The sequence below is a fragment of the Marinospirillum alkaliphilum DSM 21637 genome (assembly GCF_900119735.1).
Taxonomy (GTDB): Bacteria; Pseudomonadota; Gammaproteobacteria; order Pseudomonadales; family Halomonadaceae; genus Marinospirillum; species Marinospirillum alkaliphilum.
Map to the genome: position 1 here is coordinate 98,639 of NZ_FPJW01000007.1, position 18,864 is coordinate 117,502.

The following is an 18,864-nucleotide window of genomic DNA, read 5'->3' on the forward strand; positions in this document are numbered from 1 at the left end:
ACCAAAATCAGGATAATGGCGGCCATTTCTTCCTGATCATCCACACCCTTTCACTCGGTACCCACTGCATGGAAATCAAGGTTAATTTTCTCGACAATCTGCGTCTGGAAGCAAAGTTTGACGACTTCACCGTCATTGCTGACCAGCCCATCCGTTACAAGGGTGATGGTTCAGCACCCAGCCCCTTTGATTATTTTCTGGCCTCTTCGGCGCTGTGTGCGGCCTATTTTGTGAAGGTCTACTGCAACACCCGCAACCTGCCAACAGACAATATCCGGCTGTCGCAGAACAACCTGGTGGACCCGGAAGATCGTTACAACCAGATCTTCAAGATTCAGGTGGAGTTGCCGGAGCATTTTTCCGACAAGGACAAACAGGGCATCCTGCGCTCGATTGAACGATGCACGGTGAAAAAGGTGGTGCAGACCGGCCCGGAGTTTCGCATCGAACAGGTGGACAATCTGGATGAGGACGCCCAGGCCCTGCTGATGGCCATGCCGGAAGGTGAAAACCGCACCTGGATTGAAGGCAAGGATGCACCACTGGAAGACACCATCGCCCGCATGACCGGCATTCTGTCCGACCTTGGCATGAAAATTGAAATTGCCTCCTGGCGCAATATCGTGCCACACGTCTGGTCACTGCACATTCGTGACGCCGCTTCCCCCATGTGTTTCACCAACGGCAAGGGTGCCACCAAGGAAGCGGCCCTGTGTTCAGCGCTGGGTGAGTTCATTGAGCGCCTGAGCTGCAATTTCTTTTACAACGATCAGTTCTTTGGCACCGAAATCGCCAACAGTGCCTTTGTGCACTACCCGAATGAACAATGGTTCAAGCCGGGACCCAGGGATCAGTTGCCCAAAGGGTTGCTGGACGCCCACTGCCTGAGCATTTACAACCCGGAAGGCGAGCTGCGCGCATCGCACCTGATTGACACCAATTCCGGTCGTGCTGATCGAGGCATCTGTGCATTGCCTTTTGTGCGCCATTCCGATGGTGAAACGGTTTATTTTCCTTCCAACCTGATTGAAAACCTGTTTCTCAGCAATGGCATGAGTGCCGGTAACACCCTGGCGGAAGCGCAGGTACAGTGCCTGTCGGAAATTTTTGAGCGCGCAGTGAAAAAGGCTGTGATCGAAAACGAGCTGGCCTTGCCGGATGTGCCCGAGTCGGTGTTGCAGCAATACCCCGGTATCGTGGAAGGGGTTCGTGCACTGGAGCAGCAGGGCTTCCCGGTACTGATCAAGGATGCCTCACTGGGCGGCCAGTTCCCGGTGGCCTGTGTCACCCTGATGAACCCGCGCACCGGCGGTGTATTTGCTTCTTTTGGCGCCCATCCCAGCATGCACATCGCCATTGAACGCAGCCTCACCGAGCTGTTGCAGGGACGCAGTTTTGAAGGGTTGAACGACCTGCCACCACCCACCTTCAACTCGATGGAGGTGACGGAACCCAACAACTTTGTGGAACACTTCATCGATTCATCCGGGCTGGTGTCCTGGCGCTTTTTCAGCAGCCGTTCCGAATATGACTTCTGCCACTGGGATTTTTCCGGTGATGGAGAGGCGGGTAGCAATGAAGCAGAAGCAACGACCCTGTTTGGCATTCTCGAGGAGCTGGAGCTGGAAAGCTACATGGCCGTTCACCAGGATCTCGGTGCACCGGTCTGCCGCATTCTGGTGCCGGGTTATTCGGAAATCTATCCGGTTGAAGACCTGATCTGGGACAACACCAACAAGGCGCTGATGTTCCGTGAGGACATTCTCAACCTGCACCAGTTGGATGATCAACAGCTGCAGGATCTGCTTGAGCGACTGGAAGAAAGTCAGCTTGATCCCTACATGGATATCATCACCCTGATCGGTATCGAGTTTGATGAAAACACGGCCTGGGGACAACTCACCATCCTGGAACTGAAACTGCTGATCCAACTGGCCTTGCAAGACCATGAAGGTGCGCTGGAAGGCGTGGAAAGCTTCCTGCAATACAACACCAACACGGTGGAGCGCGGCCTTTTTTATCGGGCAGTCCAGGCGGTGCTGGAAATCACCCTGGATGAAGAGCTGGCGCTGGACGACTTTTTACCCAACCTGCAACGCATGTTTGGTGAAGCCGTGATGGCAGCAGTGGTGGGCTCGGTGGCCGGTGAAGTGCGTTTTCATGGTTTAACGCCAACCAGCCTGCAACTGGAAGGCCTGGACAGGCACCAGCGCCTGATCGCCAGCTACCAGAAACTCCATGCGGCACGGGCAGCACGCGCGGGCATTAATGGCTGAGCAAAAACAGGTTTGCGACTTGCCGCCGGATACGGGAAAATAGCGCCTTTCTTTGGGTATCCGGCGGAGTTTTTCCCAGTTGAGCCAGCCACGTCTTGCCATCAATGGTTACGGTCGTATCGGTCAGTGCATCCTGCGCGCCTGGGCCGAGCGTGAAGACTGCCGTGGCCTGCAACTGGTGGCCCTGAATGAATTGTCAGATCTGGATACCCTGGCTTACCTGACCCGTTACGACACCATTCATGGCCGTTTTCCCGGTCAGGTTGACGCCAGAGACGGTTGTTTGTGGATCAACGGCCAGCCGATTCAGGTGTTGTGCAGCGAAACCCCGGAAGGCCTGCCTTGGGGTGAACTGGGCATCGACCTGCTGCTGGAATGCACCGGCAGCTTCCGGGATCGCGCCACTGCCGAGCGCCATCTGGCCGCCGGAGCCAAACGCCTGCTGTTTTCTCATCCGGCTGAAGCCGATGTCGATGCCACCTTGGTCAAGGGTGTGAATCTGGAGCAACTGACGGCGGAGATGCAGATTGTATCGGCTGCCTCCTGCACCACCAATTGCGTGGTTCCGGTGCTGAAACTGCTGGATGAAACCTTTGGCATCGAACACGGCACCACCACTACCATCCATTCCGCCATGAATGACCAGCCGGTGAGTGATGCCTACCACAAACACAACCTGCGCCTGACCCGCTCAGCCATGGCCTCGATCATTCCAGTGGAAACCGGGCTGGCACGCGGTATCAATCGTCTGTTGCCGCATCTTGAAGGCCGCATTGAGTGCCTGCATCTGCGGGTACCCACCCTGAATGTCTCGGCCATGGATCTGACCCTGTGCCTGCAACAGGACACCTCCGTTGAAGCCATCAACCGATTGTTGCGCGACGCCAGCGAAGGTGCATTAAAAGGCATCCTGGGTTACACCGAAGAGCCCCATGCCTCAGTGGATTTTAACCATGACCCACGCTCCGGCATTGTTGATGCCACCCAGACACGGGTGTCCGGCAAGCGTCTGGTGAAGCTGCTGTGCTGGTTTGATAACGAGTGGGGCTTTGCCAACCGCATGCTGGATGTGGCCAGTCACTGGCTGAGCCTGACCAACAAACACTGAACAATCCTGATAAAACTTTGAACCCGCGAGGAGCCACCATGCAAGTGATCAAGATGACCGACCTGGACCTGGCCGGAAAACGCGTACTGATTCGTGAAGACCTGAACGTGCCGGTGAAAGATGGCAAGGTCACCTCCGATGCCCGCATCCGTGCCAGTCTGCCCACCATTCAGGCAGCCGTGAAGGCCGGTGGCAAGGTGATGCTGATGTCCCACCTGGGACGCCCGGAAGAAGGGATTTATGACGAAGCCAGCTCACTGGCACCGGTGGCGGCCCACCTGTCCGGCTTGCTGGGTCAACCGGTACGCCTGGTGAAAGATTACCTGACCGGTGTTGAAGTGGCCGAAGGTGAAGTGGTGCTGCTGGAAAACGTGCGCTTCAACAGCGGCGAAAAGAAAGACAAGGACGAGCTGTCCAAAGCCTATGCCGCCCTGTGTGACGTGTTTGTGATGGATGCCTTTGGAACAGCTCACCGCGCCCAGGCCTCTACCCACGGCGTGGCTCGCTTTGCTCCTGTGGCCTGCGCCGGTCCGCTGCTGGCTGCCGAACTGGATGCCCTGCAAAAGGCACTGGCCCAACCGGCTCGCCCGATGCTGGCGATTGTGGGTGGCTCCAAAGTTTCCACCAAGCTGGAAGTACTGACCTCCCTGTCAGAAAAATGCGACCAGATCATTGTTGGTGGCGGCATTGCCAACACCTTCCTGGCAGCAGCTGGCAAGCCGGTGGGCAAGTCCCTGTATGAAGCAGACCTGCTGGATCAGGCTCGTTCCCTGATGGATAAGGTCAACATCCCGCTGCCTTCTGATGTGGTGGTTGCCAAGGAGTTTTCCGAAAATGCCGAAGCCACCATCAAGTCGGTGGATGATGTGGCTGAAGACGACATGATTCTGGACATTGGCCCTGACTCCGCTGCCGCGCTGGCCCTGCTGCTGAAAGATGCCCAGACCATCCTGTGGAATGGCCCGGTGGGGGTGTTTGAAATCCAGCAGTTCAGCAGTGGTACAGAGGTTCTTTCCAAGGCAATTGCTGCCAGCCCGGCCTTCTCCATTGCCGGTGGTGGTGATACCCTTGCTGCCATCGACAAATATGGCATTGCTGAGCAGGTTTCCTATATTTCCACTGGTGGTGGCGCTTTCCTTGAGTATGTGGAAGGCAAGGTACTGCCTGCTGTGGCAGCTCTGGAAGCGGCAGCAAAGAAATAACAGGTCATCTGGCGGCTCAGGGGTTGCCGGATCAGGACGCGTGAATACATCCATGTAAGCTCTGGCCGCAACGTCCTGTTGCGGACAGCCTGATCCCGACAACCCACTGCGCCTCCATGCAATACCTGCGGCAGCATCCAAAACAGTTTTCAAGCACTCAATCAAAAGGTAAACACCATGGCTCTGATCACCATGCGCCAGTTGCTGGACCACGCCGCCGAATACGGTTACGGCGTTCCAGCCTTTAACGTTAACAATCTGGAGCAGATGCGCGCCATCATGGAAGCCGCCAATCGCACCGATTCTCCGGTGATTGTGCAGGCTTCTGCCGGTGCCCGTAAGTATGCCGGTGCGCCTTTCCTGCGCCACCTGATTCTGGCTGCCATTGAAGAGTTTCCGCACATTCCGGTCTGCATGCACCAGGATCATGGCACCAGCCCCGGCGTTTGTCAGCGCTCCATCCAGTTGGGTTTCAGCTCGGTGATGATGGATGGTTCACTGCGTGAAGATGGCAAAACCCCGGCTGACTACGCCTACAACGTGGACGTGACGCGTCGCACCGTGGACATGGCCCATGCCTGTGGTGTGTCCGTTGAAGGTGAGCTGGGCTGTCTCGGCAGCCTGGAAACCGGTCAGGCCGGTGAAGAAGATGGTGTCGGTGCTGAAGGTATCCTGTCGCATGACCAGATGCTGACCGACCCGGAAGAAGCGGCTGATTTTGTCAAAAAGACTCAGGTGGATGCACTGGCGATTGCCATCGGCACCAGCCACGGTGCTTACAAGTTCACCAAACCACCAACCGGCGACATTCTGGCGATTGATCGCATCAAGGCCATTCATGCCCGTATCCCCAACACCCACCTGGTGATGCACGGATCTTCTTCGGTGCCGCAGGAGTGGCTGGAAGTCATCAATGAATACGGTGGCAAGATTCCGGAAACCTACGGTGTGCCAGTGGAAGAAATTGTGGAAGGCATCAAGTACGGTGTGCGCAAGGTCAACATCGACACCGATCTGCGCCTGGCCTCAACCGGCGCCATTCGCCGCTTTCTGGCGAAAAACCCGGCTGAATTTGATCCGCGCAAATACCTGAAGGAATCACAGCATGCCATGGCAGAAGTGTGCATCGCCCGTTATGAGGCCTTTGGTACAGCCGGTCATGCCAGCAAGATCCGCGCAATCAGCCTGGACGACATGGCTGAGCGCTACCTGAAAGGTGAGCTGCTGCCACAGGTGAAATAATCACTCGTCATACAGCAAAACAATAAACCGGCCCGCTTTGATGCGGGCCGGTTTATTTATTGGCGAAAACGCACAACCAACTCATGTAATTCATCCGAAACATCACGACTCTGCTGAATACGATTTGCAGCCTGACAGGTCTTTTCCAGGCTGGAGCTGGCCAACCCGGCAATCTGGTCGATTTGTTCATTTACGCTATCAGCCACATGGCTCTGTTCTTCCACTGCTGTCGCCATTTGAGCTGCCATAGCGGTAATTTGCTCTACCTGGTCAGCAATGTGTCCCAGCATTTTTTCCGCCTCAGTGACACACTGCACACTTTCTTCAGCAGTAGCAGCCCCCTGGCTGGCCACCCGCACCGAGGTTTCTGCCTCAGCTGCCAGGCGGCTTACCACATCACGGATAGTCTCTGTTGAGTCACGGGTACTGCTGGCAAGACTGCGCACCTCATCAGCCACCACTGAAAAGCCTCTCCCCTGATCACCCGCTCGCGCTGCTTCAATCGAGGCATTCAAAGCCAGAAGATTGGTCTGCTCAGCTATCTTTTCAATGATTTCGGCTGTTGCCGTAATTGCCTGGGTCTGATCCGCCAGATTCACCACCGCCTGACTGATACCTGCCACGGTGTCTCGCAACCGGGTAATCGCCTGCTGGGTGTTTAACGCCACAGTCCGACCCTGCAATGACAGCTGGCGGGTCTGCTCTGCAGTTGCAGCCGTTGCCTGAACATTCTGTGAGATATCATTAATCGCAACAGTCATCTGGTGCATGGCGGTAGCAGCCAGACGTGTCTGCTCATGCTGCTGGCTGATTTGTTGCTGAGCCGTTTCAGCCAACTCCAGTCCGGTCAGACACTGGCGAGCCACAGCCGCGGAGGCATCCTCCATGCGTGTCAACACCGTATCCAGATGAGCCTTCATGCTCATCACTCCCGTTTGCAAGCGGGCTACCTGCCCGCTGGCATCGGTATAGCTGGCCACCGCCAGGGGATGCATAAAACTCCCGGCCAGCTCGCGTTCCAGCTGCCCCAGTTGCCTGCGTTGTTGCAGATAAGCAAAAAAGGCTAATAGCGGCAAAGCCAACAACAGCGCTATCTGCCCGATCAATGGTGCCATCCAGCCCATCAGTTGAACTGCTATCAGCAAGATCAAAGCAAGGCCGAATAATGGCAGATAATCCGGCAAAACAACCTTGCGTTTACCCGCCCGCAGCCGTTGGTAAAGGCGCTCGGCACGCTCCACATCTACCCGAGCCGGGCAGGATCTGACCGATTCATAACCCACAACCTTGCCGTTTTCAGTCACTGGGGTGACATAAGCACTAACCCAGTAGTGGTCACCATTTTTACAACGATTTTTCACCAGGCCCATCCAGGGTCGGCCAGCTTGCAAATGCTGCCACAACACAGCAAAGGCTTCCGGGGGCATGTCTGGGTGACGAACAAGATTATGGTTCTGGCCAATCAGCTCTTCGCGGCTGAATCCACTGATGCACACAAAATCATCATTACAATGACGAATGATGCCGCGCAAATCAGTAGTGGAAATCAGTTTCTGGTGGGGTTTCAGCAGGCGCTCCTGCTGGGTAACGGGTCCGTTGTTTCTCATGTTGATTCTGCCTTATCTTCCCATGATCCAGTTGGAAGTTAGAGCAGGATATCGATACCAGCCAATAGAGGTTATTAATGGTCAGAACAAGTCTGACCAACTGGATATATCAATCACGGGTACGACAAAGCTCCGCAGGCATCCACAGGCTCTGCATCAGGTAAGTCTTGAACGCATCACTATAGGGCTGCTGTTCCAGTGCAACTTCCATGCATTTCATCCAGGCATCCCGCTCTGCCGGACCGATATCCAGATGGGCATGGGCCTGGGGAATGATGATCGGTCCATAACGATCCCGATAGCGCATCGGACCACCCAACCAGCCGCATAAAAATAATGTCAGCTTTTCTGTCAGTTCACTCAGGTCAGCCTTGTGCATGGCGCGGATGGTGGCTGCTTCTGGCAGGCTATCCATCGCTTCATAAAAAGCTTCCACCAGGCGTCGAATACCCTCCTGACCACCAGCCGCCTGATAAGAGGTGTCTTCGTCCCCGAAATAACGGCCAGACACAGGATCAAGAATTTTTGGCTTTTGCATGTTTAAGCAACTCAATCAGTTCATTCAGCGGTACAGGATAGCCAATATAATAACCCTGGCCGACATGGCAACCCGCCTGCTCCAGCAGACGACGCTGCAGCGCGGTTTCCACACCCTCAGCAACCACCTGCATACCCAGGCCACGGCCCAGACCAATCACCGCTTCAATGATACTGGCATTGCTGTCTTCTGATACCAGATCCCGGACAAAGGTCTGATCAATTTTCAGGGTATTGACCGGAAAGTTGCGCAGATAAGCCATGGAGGAATAACCCGTACCAAAGTCATCAATGGCCAGCTGCACACCCAGTTCACGCAAGCTGCGCATTGTGCTGATGGCTTCATCCACCCGTTCCACTACCATGCTTTCGGTGATTTCCAGCTCGACCAGGGATGGATCGATACCACTGCGCTCAATGGCCTGTTGCACCAGTTCACTGAGACCCGGCCGCTGAAACTGTCGCATCGAGAGGTTCACAGCAATTTGCAGCGGATAACCCACTGCCCTGGCAACCTGCACTGCATCACTGAGTGCACGATTCAGGATCCAGCGACCCAGAGGGTTAATCAATCCGGTATCTTCCGCCAGCGGGATAAATTCACCAGGAGCAATCATGCCTTCTTCCGTTGGCCAGCGTACCAGCGCTTCCATACCGGTGATGCGTCCGGTGGACAACTCCTGCTTGGGCTGGTAATGCAGCATAAAACCTTCATTAGCCAGGGCATTCCGCATCCAGGCTTCCATACGCACCCGGCGGGCACTACTGATGTTCAGCTCCTCGGAAAAAAAACGATAACCGCCACGCCCTTCCCGCTTGACCCTTTTTAAAGCCGACTCGGCACACTGCAAGAGGGCATCCTCATCTGCAGCATTATCCGGGTAAACCGCCAGCCCCAGACTGGCGGAAACATAAATTTCTTCGCCATTCACTTCAAAAGGATCGTCCAGGCATTTCAGCAGGCGTTCTGCCACTATGCCCGCATCATCCGGTCGCCTTAATTCACTGAGAATAAAAGAAAAATCATCGCCGCCGATGCGGGACAGCAGATCCGCATCCCGTTCCTGACGCTGTTCCTGACGCGCCAGCAGATCAGTACGGCGAATACCGCCCTGCAAACGCTGGGCAATTTCCACCAGAAGCCGGTCACCCGCTGCAAAACCAAAGGCATCATTAATCAGCTTGAAGCGGTCAATGTTCAGCAACACCAGACCGGTGCGGGAATTGTGGCGGTTGGAGATATTAAATTCATGGCCCAGACGGTTACGGAACAACACGCGATTAGGTAGGGCGGTCAAGGGGTCATAGTGGGTCAGACGCTCCAGCTCGGCCTCGCTGCGGTGCTGATCAGACAGGTCGCTGAAAATGGCAAAATAATTTTCTATTCTGCCCGCATCATCACGCACCACTTCAATGCTCAGGTGTTTGAGGTAGGCAGTGCCATCCGCACGATAGTCCCATACCTCTCCCTCCCAGATATCCTGCTGCTCCAACTTTTTCCAGAGTGACTGATGCAGCTCGACCTGCCGACGGCCAGCACGTTTTACTGCCGGTGTGTGGCCAATCGCATCGGCCAGAGAAACACCGGTCATCTGTTCATAAGCAGCGTTCACATAAATAATGCGCTGCTGACTGTCTGTGACAACCAAGGCATGCTTAACCTTGCTGATCACCGCAGCCAATAGCCTGACCTGCAAAGCAGCAGGTAGGTGTCTGGTCGGTGGCATGAATTCCATCAGTCTCTCCCTGAAATAACAACTGCTGCGCGCCCTGAAATAACAACTGCTGCACGCCCTGAGGTAACAACAGCTGTGCGATGTGACAGCATGCAGACTTGTGCGGCAGTTTATACGCTAAAAGAGCATCTAAGCCACTGTTTTCAGGCCTGCCCCTTTAACTCCTTGCGCAACCGGTCAATCTTTTCATCCTTCTGTTGCCAGAGCTGGTTGATCCACTGCTGGAACATCTCACGGAAGGCTTCATCCTCCTGATAATCACCCTGCTTCATGATTTCAGGGATGGGATGTTTCTCAACATCAATAATGACATGCCCCACCTTGCCCGTCAGTAACTCAACAAAGGTTGGTGGCCGTTCACCCGCATAAACCACGGTGACATCCAGCAACTGATGCAACTGATCACCCATCGCGGAAAGGGTAAAAGCCACCCCGCCGGATTTGGGCTTTAACAAATAGCGGTAGGGTGACTGCTGGGCCTGGTGTTTGGCTAGAGTAAAACGTGTGCCTTCCAGATAATTGACCAGTGACACCGGGCGACCTTGCAAGCGATCACAGGCCTTGCGGGTAATCTCCAGATCCTTGCCACGCAGCGCGGGATTTTTTTCCAGCTGCTGGCGAGAATAACGCCGCATAAAAGGGTATTCCAATGCCCACCAGGCCAACCCCAGAAAAGGCACCCAAATCAGTTCGCGCTTCAGGAAAAAGGTAAAAAAGGGTGCCTTGCCATGAATCGCTGCCATCAACGCCGGAATATCCACCCAGCTCTGATGATTACTGATCACCAGCAAGGACTCCTTGCGACTTAATGCCTGCTGGCCACGAACATCCCAGCGAGTGGGGGTAAGCAAACGAAAAATGTGCGCATTGATACTGGCCCAGGTTGATGCAATCCAGCGTACCGCCTCAAAGCAGCCACTTTGTACCGGGCGCCAGGGTATGAGCAATTTAATCAGTGACAACACCAGCATCGGCAGAATACCTGCCAGGGTATTCAGAAACAGCAGGGTTGAGGTTGCCACTCCAGTCAGCAAGGCACGCATCATCCGATCCTGATGTGTTTTCTGCAAATTTGGTTAAAGATTTGTTGAGCCATGGGTTTAACCCTACCTCAAATATGTTATTTTAGTTTACCTTGTTTGAAACACTGATGGTGAAGTTCACATGGCATCCCTGCAGCAACAGTTGAGTCGTCTGGTCTATTCTACTGAGCAAGGCCAGCTCTGTCCTGCCTGTCGCGAAGCATTGGACGCCTGTCGCTGTGACGATTTGGCTGACGAAGCCCGCCTGGCAACCCTTGATGGTGTCGTGCGCATCCGCAGGGAAACTGCTGGTCGCAAAGGTAAAGGGGTCACCACCATCAGTGGCATTCCATTAAAACGGGAAGCATTAAAACAGCTGGCCGCCGAACTGAAAAAACGCTGCGGCACCGGCGGTGCCCTCAAGGACGATGTTATTGAAATACAGGGAGATCAGCGCGAAACCCTGAAAGCACTGCTGGAAAGCAAAGGCTTTCGAGTCAAACTCAGTGGCGGATAACAGCCCTTTATGACCCTGAAAAAACTGTCCAGAACAACAAAAACACTACTCGTTGGACTCATGTTATCCGGCCTGGGTTTTATTCTCACTCAGGCCGCCGGCCAATCCCTGGCATCCCAGCTGCCCGCCCGTTTTTTTGAAGAATACGGTGCCGTGATGCTGGTTATAGAACCCTCCAGCGGTCGCATCCGCGAAGCCAATCGTGCTGCTGCCAACTTCTATGGCTACAGTATTCAGCAGTTACAACGCATGTCGATTCAGGATATCAATGCACTGGACCCTGCAGATGTAGCGCTTGAGCGGGAGCTGGCCAGACGGGAAAACCGCAACTATTTTGTGTTTCCACACCGGCTGGCCAATGGCGAAATCCGTACTGTTGAGGTTTACTCCTGGCCACTGGTAACGGATGACGGCGAGACCCTGCTGTTTTCAGTGATTCTGGATATCACCGGTAAAAAAATTGCTGAAGCTTCGGTACTGGAGTACAAGGACAGGCTGGAACGCCTGGCAGAAAGCCGTTATCAACAACTCCTGACAACCCAGAAACTGATCAATCGCATCATGTGGGCCACCCTGCTGATCCAGCTGGTGGTGATTACCCTGCTGATCTGGAACATTCTGATTCGCCGCAAAACCCAGCGCTCACTGCTGGAAAAAACCACCATGCTGGAAGGTCTGCTCAACTCTATTCCGGACCTGATTTTTTTCAAGAACAAGGCGGGGGTGTACCTGGGATGTAATGCCCAGTTTGCCCGTTATGTCGGCAAAAAACCGCAAGACATCACCGGACAAACCGATTACCAGTTGTTTGATAATCGTCAGGCTGGCTACTTCCATAAAACTGACTTGCAAGTACTGGCCGGACAACAGCAGGTTCACACCGAAGAGTGGACCCAGTTTCCGGACGGCTCCGAACGTCTGTTGGATAAAATCAAGGCACCGCTGGTCAGCAGTAATAATGAGCTGATCGGAGTACTGGGTGTAAGTCGTGATATCACTGAACGCTATCAGACCGAGCAGCGCATCAAGTTTCTGGCTTATTTTGATCCGCTGACCAACCTGCCCAACCGCTATTTGTTTCAGGAGCGTTTTGTAGAAACCTGCAACTCTCTGGTTCGTGGCCAGGCTCTGGCAGCACTGGCCATTCTCGACCTGGATCACTTCAAAAACATCAATGATGCCCTGGGCCACAACAAGGGTGACGAGTTGTTGGTTGCCATTGCCCGCCGGTTGAACAATCTGTTGCGGGATAACGAGGCCCTGGCTCGTTTTGGTGGTGATGAGTTTGTATTGTTGCTGGTTGAACAGGGTGGAGATGCGGACAGCTGTGCAACCCTGATGGACGCCCGCATTCAACAGTTCCAGAACACGCTGGCCCAGCCACTGCGACTGGGCGAAAGTGAATTCCTGTTGGGCAGCAGCCTGGGTGCCAGCTTTACCACCAGCTTTGATCGCTCGTTTGATGAGCTGTTAAAAGAAGCGGACATTGCCTTGTATGCTGCCAAAGAAGCGGGACGCAGCACTTGGCGACGCTTTGTACCAAGCATGCAGGCACGGGTGGAAAGCCGTTTTGAGCTGGAAGGTGAACTACGTAAAGCGCTGGATCTGCAACAACTGCGACTTTACCTGCAGCCCAAAACCAACCGTGAAGGGCAGGTTTACGGCACTGAATCCCTGGTGCGCTGGGAACACCCGGAAAAGGGGCTGATACCACCGGACCGCTTTATCCCGCTGGCCGAAGACACCGGCATGATTCTGCCACTGGGCGAGTGGGTGTTAAAAGAAACCCTGCAACTGATGACTGAATACCCGCAGCTGAGTTTTGCGGTGAATATCAGTCCGCGCCAGTTCCGTAACCCCGATTTTGTGGCCAGGATCAAAACCCTGATTCAAGAAACCGGTGCCAATCCACAAAGGTTAACGCTGGAAGTGACCGAGGGGCTGCTGATCACCGATTTCAATCAGTCTTCACGCCGCATGCTTGAACTGCAACAACTGGGTATCAGCTTTTCCATTGATGACTTTGGTACCGGTTATTCTTCCTTGTCCTACCTGAAAAAACTGCCGATCAACGAGCTGAAGATTGATCGTTCGTTTGTGAAGGACTTACCGGAAGATTCCAGCGACGCCCTGCTGGTTGAAACCATGATGGCAGTGGCCAAACACTTGCAACTTTCTGTGGTTGCCGAGGGTGTGGAGACACAGGCCCAGCGCGACTATCTCTATTCAGTTGATTGCAACCTGCATCAGGGGTATTTTTACGGCAAACCAGAGCCAGCACGGCAACTTCTTGAGCGCCTAAAACCCTGAGGGCATGATGCCTCGATTTCTTCTGATTCTTCTGCTGCTGTTGATCACAACCCTGCATGCCACAGCAGGCACAACGTCTTATGATTCTGCCTACCAGCAATTCAGCCAGCACTTGCAGGATGTCCGGCGTCAGCATGAGCAGCTACGCAGCAATGAAGCTGAGCTGCATGAACAACTACAAGCACTGGAAGGCAGCCCGCTGCTTTATCGGGTGCTGCAACAGCAGCGTTTATCTCTGCCGCAGATAGAAAATGATCCCTTCCTGCCGGATGTGATTGCCCAGATTCGCCTGCAACAATTTGAAGTGAATCAGGCGTTACGCCAGGCCAGGCGCGAACACCGCCAAGAGCCACAGCTGGAAGCGGATCAACAGCGACTGCAGTTATTGCTGAATCTGCTGGTGGAGCTGCAGCAGGAACAGCGTGAACTGTTAAACACCAGCAACCGGTTGAACCAGGTACTGGATGAACGCCTGTTCTGGGTTAACAGCAGCCCACCCGTCAATAGCCAGTGGTTTTTGCTGCTACCACAACGCCTTACTCAACAGTTCCAGTCATTCAGTACTGGGGCGTTATTACCAACACCCGAACAATTATCTTCCAGCTTCTGGCGAACCCTGTTGTTGATGCTGCTGGCCGTAGTGCTCTGGTGGTTGCGTCAACACATCGAAAGACACCTGGCGACTTGCAACCAGCAGTTGGAAGGTTTCCAGGCCGCGCATCAAGCATGCAACCTGGAAGGCAACTGTGCACCACCGCCACCTGCACCCTGGTTAACACCAGTCAGCCTGTTGTTAACAGGCTTGTTGTGTCTGCCTCGCCCCCTGTTGTTATTAAGTGCTGCCAGCTTGTTAAGCAACCCGGACAGTGATCTGATCAATCCTGCGGCAGGCTTGGCTGCTCTGGCTCTGAGTGGCTTTATGCTGCTATTCATGCACCGGGTACTCACGTCTGCCCGAATTGCTGAACTCCACTTCGCCTGGCCGGAAACCACGCGCCAGCGCCTTTTGAGTTTTGTGCGTCATCTGGCCTGGGTGTTGCTGCCCGCCAGCTTTATCCTGGCACTGGCAGAACAACAAACGCTTTCCTTGCCTGCCGACGTGCTGGGTGTGCTGGTGTTGTTATGCAGTGGCCTGGCGCTCTGCTGGCTGTTTGCCCGACTCATGTGGCAAACCCCACCCTTGTATAACTCGCTGTTACTGCACTGGACCATTACCGGACTCCTGATTCTGATGCCACTGTTGCTGGTGGTGATCACAGCCATGGGTTATTACTTTGCCGGTCTGAAATTGACCAGTCGTTTGTTGATCAGCCTCTATGTGGTGGTTGGCTGGGTGGTCACTGAAACCAGTGTGTACCGCATGATTCTGTTGGCCACTGAACGCATTCGCCACCAACGCGAACAAGAACATCAATTACTGGTGGTTGAAGCTTCCGGAGAAGAGCTGGCTGATGTAAAACCCCTGCCACGACTGGAAGTTGAACAGATTTACCAGCAATCCATGCGTCTGGCGCGCTTCCTGCTGCTGCTCGGGTTTGGTGGTCTCTTGTGGTGGGTCTGGTCCGATTTGCTGACCGCCTTCCGTTATCTGGATACCCTGGTCCTGTGGCAATACTCCAGCGGGGATAGCCTGCAACCGATTAGCCTGGCAGATTTTCTGGCAGCAACCTTTATTCTCGGTTTTGCACTGTTTCTTGCCGCCAACCTGCCTGGTCTGCTGGAAATTCTGGTGTTGTCCCGCCTGCAGTTACAGCAAGGTAGTGCTTACGCCATCACCACCCTGTTGAATTACGCCATCACCGCCACAGGTCTGGTGATGATGCTGTCCGCCCTGGGGGTCAGTTGGGACAAGCTGCAATGGCTGGTTGCCGCGCTAACCGTCGGACTGGGGTTTGGTCTACAGGAGATTTTTGCCAACTTTGTGTCTGGCCTGATCCTGTTGTTTGAACGTCCGGTGCGTATTGGTGACGTGGTCACCCTGGGCAACCTGTCTGGACGGGTACGCCAAATCCGCATCCGCGCCACCACCATTACCGATTTTGATCGCAAAGACATCATTGTTCCCAACAAGAACTTTATCACCGGGCAGTTGATCAACTGGTCACTGACCGATACCGTCACCCGTGTGATCGTGAAAGTAGGTGTGGCTTATGGCTCGGATCTGGATAAAACCCGTGAAATCCTGCTGGCCGCCGCCGAAGCCAACCCTCGAGTGCTTGAAGATCCCAAACCCCAGGTGCTCTTCCTGAACTTCGGTGACAGCACCCTGGATCATGAACTGCGCATTCACGTCAAAGAGCTGAGTGACCGTAACCCATCAATCGATGAGATCAACCGCTACATTGATCAGCGCTTCCGTGAAGAAGGCATTGAAATTGCCTTCCGCCAACTGGATATCCATCTGCGTAATAGTGAAGGGGTGGAAAAGCTGGTGCAGACCCGAATGGGATAAATCCTGTTAAGGTAGCTATACTGGTAATCCACAGTAAGATCAGGGTCATTACACAAGGAGCAGAGGCAGCATGAACAAACTGCTGTGTATTGGATTACTGTTGCTCAGCAGTACGCTGGCCATGGGTAATACCATCAACACCCCGCCCTTGCCAGCCAGTGAGCCACCACTGCATCTGGGCGTACTGGCCTTCCGTCCACTGCCGGAAACCTTGCATCGCTGGCAACCCCTGCAACAGGAGCTCAGTCGAGCGCTGGGTGGGCGCGAAGTTCGCCTACTGCCTGCCAGCTATGAAGACCTCGAAATGCTGCTGGCAGGTGACCAGCTCGACTTTGTACTCACCAATCCCAGTCACTACATTCAACTGCGTAACCGCAATCCTCTTTCCGGTGCACTGGCAACCCTGGTTGTGGAAGAGCAGGGGTATGCATTAACGGGTTTTGGTGGTGTCATCCTGACCCGTGCTGACCGTAACGACCTGCAACATCTCAGTGATTTGCGCGGCAAGCGCCTGGCGGCAGTGTCCACCAGTTCGCTGGGTGGTTATCAGGCACAGGCTCTGGAGCTGATGAATGCCGGGTTGCGACTGCCCTATGATGTGGAACTGACCCTGACCGGCATGCCACATGATGCAGCCATTCACGCACTGTTGGCAGACAAGGCAGACGTTGCACTGGTGCGCAGTGGCGTTTATGAGTCCATGCTGGCTGAAAATCTCATCCCGGCTGATGCCTTGCGGCAACTCAATCCACTGAATCAGCCACGTTATCCATTTATCTTATCCACACCCCTTTACCCGGAATGGCCTTTTATTGCGCTGGAACAAGTGGATCAAAAACTGGCTGCCCAGGTGACTGCTGCGTTGTTATTGATGGAGCTGACACCGGAGCAACAGCAGCAAACCGGTATCCTCGGTTTCAGCATTCCGGCTGATTACCACCTGGTGGAAACCCTGGCCCGACAACTGCGTCTGCCGCCTTTTGACCAGACCCCGGTGATCACACTGCAGGACTTGTGGGAGCAGTATGCTGTGCTGATCCTGTTCGGTACTGGTATTCCTCTGCTGCTTTTTCTGCTGGTGCTGCTGCGCCACAACCGAGAACTGAATCGCAGCAATCACCAACTGCGTATTGAGCAACAAAAAAGCCAGCTGGCCGCCAGTGTATTCAGCCATGCCAGTGAAGGCATTATCATCACTGCACCGGATGGCAGCATTCTCGATGTCAATCAGGCCTTCAGTGATATCACCGGTTACAGTCGTGATGAAGTGCTGGGGCAGAATCCACGCCTGCTTAAATCTGACCGCCAACCCGCCGAGTTTTATCAGCAGATGTGGCAAACGCTGTTAACTCAGGACTACTGGTTTGGTGAGATCTGGAACCGCAACAAGGAAGGCGAGGTTTTTGCTGAACAATTGGCCATCAATGCCGTGCGGGATGACACAGGGCAAATCAGCCACTTTGTCGGGCTGTTTTCTGATGTGACCCACCAGAAGCTCCAGCAGCAACAGCTGGAATACATTGCCCATTATGACGTGCTCACCGGCCTGCCCAACCGGGTTCTGCTGGCCGAAAAAATGCGTTCGGCCATGCGCCAGGCACAACAACAGGATGCCTGTCTGGCAGTCAGCTTTATCGACCTGGATGGCTTCAAGGAGATCAACGATCTCTACACCCATGAAGTGGGTGACCAACTGTTGGCGGCACTGGCCAGCCGCATGCAGAAAAACCTGCGGGACGGTGACATCGTGGCACGACTGGGTGGCGATGAGTTTGTGGCGCTGTTCACACTGCTGGACAAACCCGAAGACAGCCTGCACCGTGTTGAAGAACTGCTGGAGGTGTTACGCCAGCCAGTACGACTGGGGCAACGTCACCTGCAGGTTTCGGCCAGTGCAGGGTTAACCTTCTTCCCTCAGGATGATGCCACCGAAGCGGATCAGCTGCTGCGCCAGGCTGATCAGGCCATGTACCAGGCCAAACTGTCTGGTAAAAACCGCTGGCAGCTGTTTGATGCCGAGCGGGATCGCAACCTGCGCGGGCACAATGAAAATCTGGATCGGATTCGGCTGGGCTTGGAGCAGCAGGAGTTTGTGCTTTATTACCAGCCCAAGGTCAACCTGCGCACTGGCGCGGTGATCGGTGCCGAAGCTTTAATTCGCTGGCAACACCCGGAACGGGGTCTGCTGGCCCCGGGGCAGTTCTTGCCGGACATTGAAGGCTACAGCCTGGACATCAGTGTGGGTGAATGGGTGCTGGAAACGGCCTTGAAGCAATTGCGCCAATGGCTGGCACTGGGCATTGAGCTGCCGATCAGCGTCAACATTGCCGGGCATCACCTGCAGCAGGCCAACTTTGAAGACCGCCTGGTTGAGCTGTTGCAAGACTATCCTGACGTGCCCACCCGGCTGCTGGAGCTAGAAGTGCTGGAAACCAGTGCACTGCAGGATATTGAGCACGTATCCAGTGTGATTCGCTCCTGTTCACGACTCGGCATTGAGTTTGCGCTGGATGATTTTGGCACTGGCTATTCGTCATTGACCTATTTAAAGCGTCTGCCGGCCCACTCCTTGAAAATCGATCAGAGCTTTGTCCGGGACATGCTGGATAACGAAGATGATCTGGCCATACTGCAAGGCATCCTGGGATTGGCCAAAGCCTTCCAGCGTCAGGTGATTGCAGAAGGCATGGAAACCGCTGAACACGGCAGCCTGCTGTTAAAACTTGGCTGTGAGCTGGCCCAGGGTTACGGCATTGCCCGCCCGATGCCAGCGCACCTTATGGCTGACTGGCTAAAAAACTGGCAGCCTCACCCGGACTGGGCAGCACAAGCTGATTCAAACACATTCTTGTGAT

General features: G+C 54.4%; 12 protein-coding genes. 8 read left to right on the forward strand and 4 right to left on the reverse strand.

All coding sequences use genetic code 11. The annotated features are described in order from the left end of the window. Positions 1-68 precede the first annotated feature (68 nt). The 4 genes from BT114_RS10360 to fba all read left to right on the forward strand — a co-directional run bounded on the left by BT114_RS10360 (position 69) and on the right by fba (position 5,828). Entirely contained in the window at positions 69-2,276 is a 2,208-nt protein-coding gene (locus BT114_RS10360) for an OsmC domain/YcaO domain-containing protein (RefSeq protein ID WP_072326399.1), read from the forward strand. A gap of 79 nt (positions 2,277-2,355) precedes the next feature. After that, positions 2,356-3,384, forward strand: coding sequence for a type I glyceraldehyde-3-phosphate dehydrogenase (locus BT114_RS10365; RefSeq protein ID WP_072326400.1), 1,029 nt, complete (start codon positions 2,356-2,358; stop codon positions 3,382-3,384). Between the two features lie 38 nt (positions 3,385-3,422). Continuing rightward, the gene (locus tag BT114_RS10370; protein WP_072326401.1) at positions 3,423-4,586 is read left to right on the forward strand and encodes a phosphoglycerate kinase; all 1,164 of its coding nucleotides are present in this window, start codon (positions 3,423-3,425) and stop codon (positions 4,584-4,586) included. Positions 4,587-4,763: 177 nt separating this feature from the next. Beyond that, complete coding sequence (fba, locus tag BT114_RS10375; RefSeq protein WP_072326402.1) at positions 4,764-5,828, forward strand: class II fructose-bisphosphate aldolase; 1,065 nt, start codon at positions 4,764-4,766, stop codon at positions 5,826-5,828. A 56-nt stretch (positions 5,829-5,884) separates the two neighbouring features. On the opposite strand, the gene BT114_RS10380 is transcribed toward fba, so the two are convergent. The 4 genes from BT114_RS10380 to BT114_RS10395 form a co-directional block, all read right to left on the reverse strand. Beyond that, positions 5,885-7,435, reverse strand: a complete 1,551-nt coding sequence (locus BT114_RS10380) for a methyl-accepting chemotaxis protein (RefSeq protein ID WP_072326403.1) — start codon at positions 7,433-7,435, stop codon at positions 5,885-5,887. A gap of 109 nt (positions 7,436-7,544) precedes the next feature. After that, positions 7,545-7,973 (reverse strand): group II truncated hemoglobin, encoded by a 429-nt coding sequence (locus BT114_RS10385; protein ID WP_072326404.1) that lies wholly within the window; start codon positions 7,971-7,973, stop codon positions 7,545-7,547. Next, on the reverse strand, positions 7,951-9,708 hold the full coding sequence (locus BT114_RS10390) for a putative bifunctional diguanylate cyclase/phosphodiesterase (RefSeq protein ID WP_072326405.1): 1,758 nt from the start codon (positions 9,706-9,708) through the stop codon (positions 7,951-7,953). Before BT114_RS10390 ends, BT114_RS10385 begins: the two co-directional genes overlap by 23 nt. A 143-nt stretch (positions 9,709-9,851) precedes the next feature. Continuing rightward, positions 9,852-10,751 (reverse strand): acyltransferase, encoded by a 900-nt coding sequence (locus BT114_RS10395; protein ID WP_072326406.1) that lies wholly within the window; start codon positions 10,749-10,751, stop codon positions 9,852-9,854. Positions 10,752-10,872: 121 nt separating this feature from the next. Between BT114_RS10395 and BT114_RS10400 the strand changes: the two genes are divergently transcribed. The 4 genes from BT114_RS10400 (at position 10,873) to BT114_RS10415 (ending at position 18,863) form a co-directional block, all read left to right on the forward strand. After that, positions 10,873-11,247 (forward strand): translation initiation factor Sui1, encoded by a 375-nt coding sequence (locus tag BT114_RS10400; protein ID WP_072326407.1) that lies wholly within the window; start codon positions 10,873-10,875, stop codon positions 11,245-11,247. 9 nt (positions 11,248-11,256) lie between these two features. Next, positions 11,257-13,557, forward strand: coding sequence for a sensor domain-containing protein (locus BT114_RS10405; RefSeq protein WP_084662150.1), 2,301 nt, complete (start codon positions 11,257-11,259; stop codon positions 13,555-13,557). A gap of 7 nt (positions 13,558-13,564) precedes the next feature. Beyond that, positions 13,565-16,009, forward strand: coding sequence for a mechanosensitive ion channel domain-containing protein (locus BT114_RS10410; protein ID WP_177247083.1), 2,445 nt, complete (start codon positions 13,565-13,567; stop codon positions 16,007-16,009). Between the two features lie 70 nt (positions 16,010-16,079). Then, on the forward strand, positions 16,080-18,863 hold the full coding sequence (locus tag BT114_RS10415; RefSeq protein WP_072326410.1) for an EAL domain-containing protein: 2,784 nt from the start codon (positions 16,080-16,082) through the stop codon (positions 18,861-18,863). Position 18,864 lies beyond the last annotated feature (1 nt).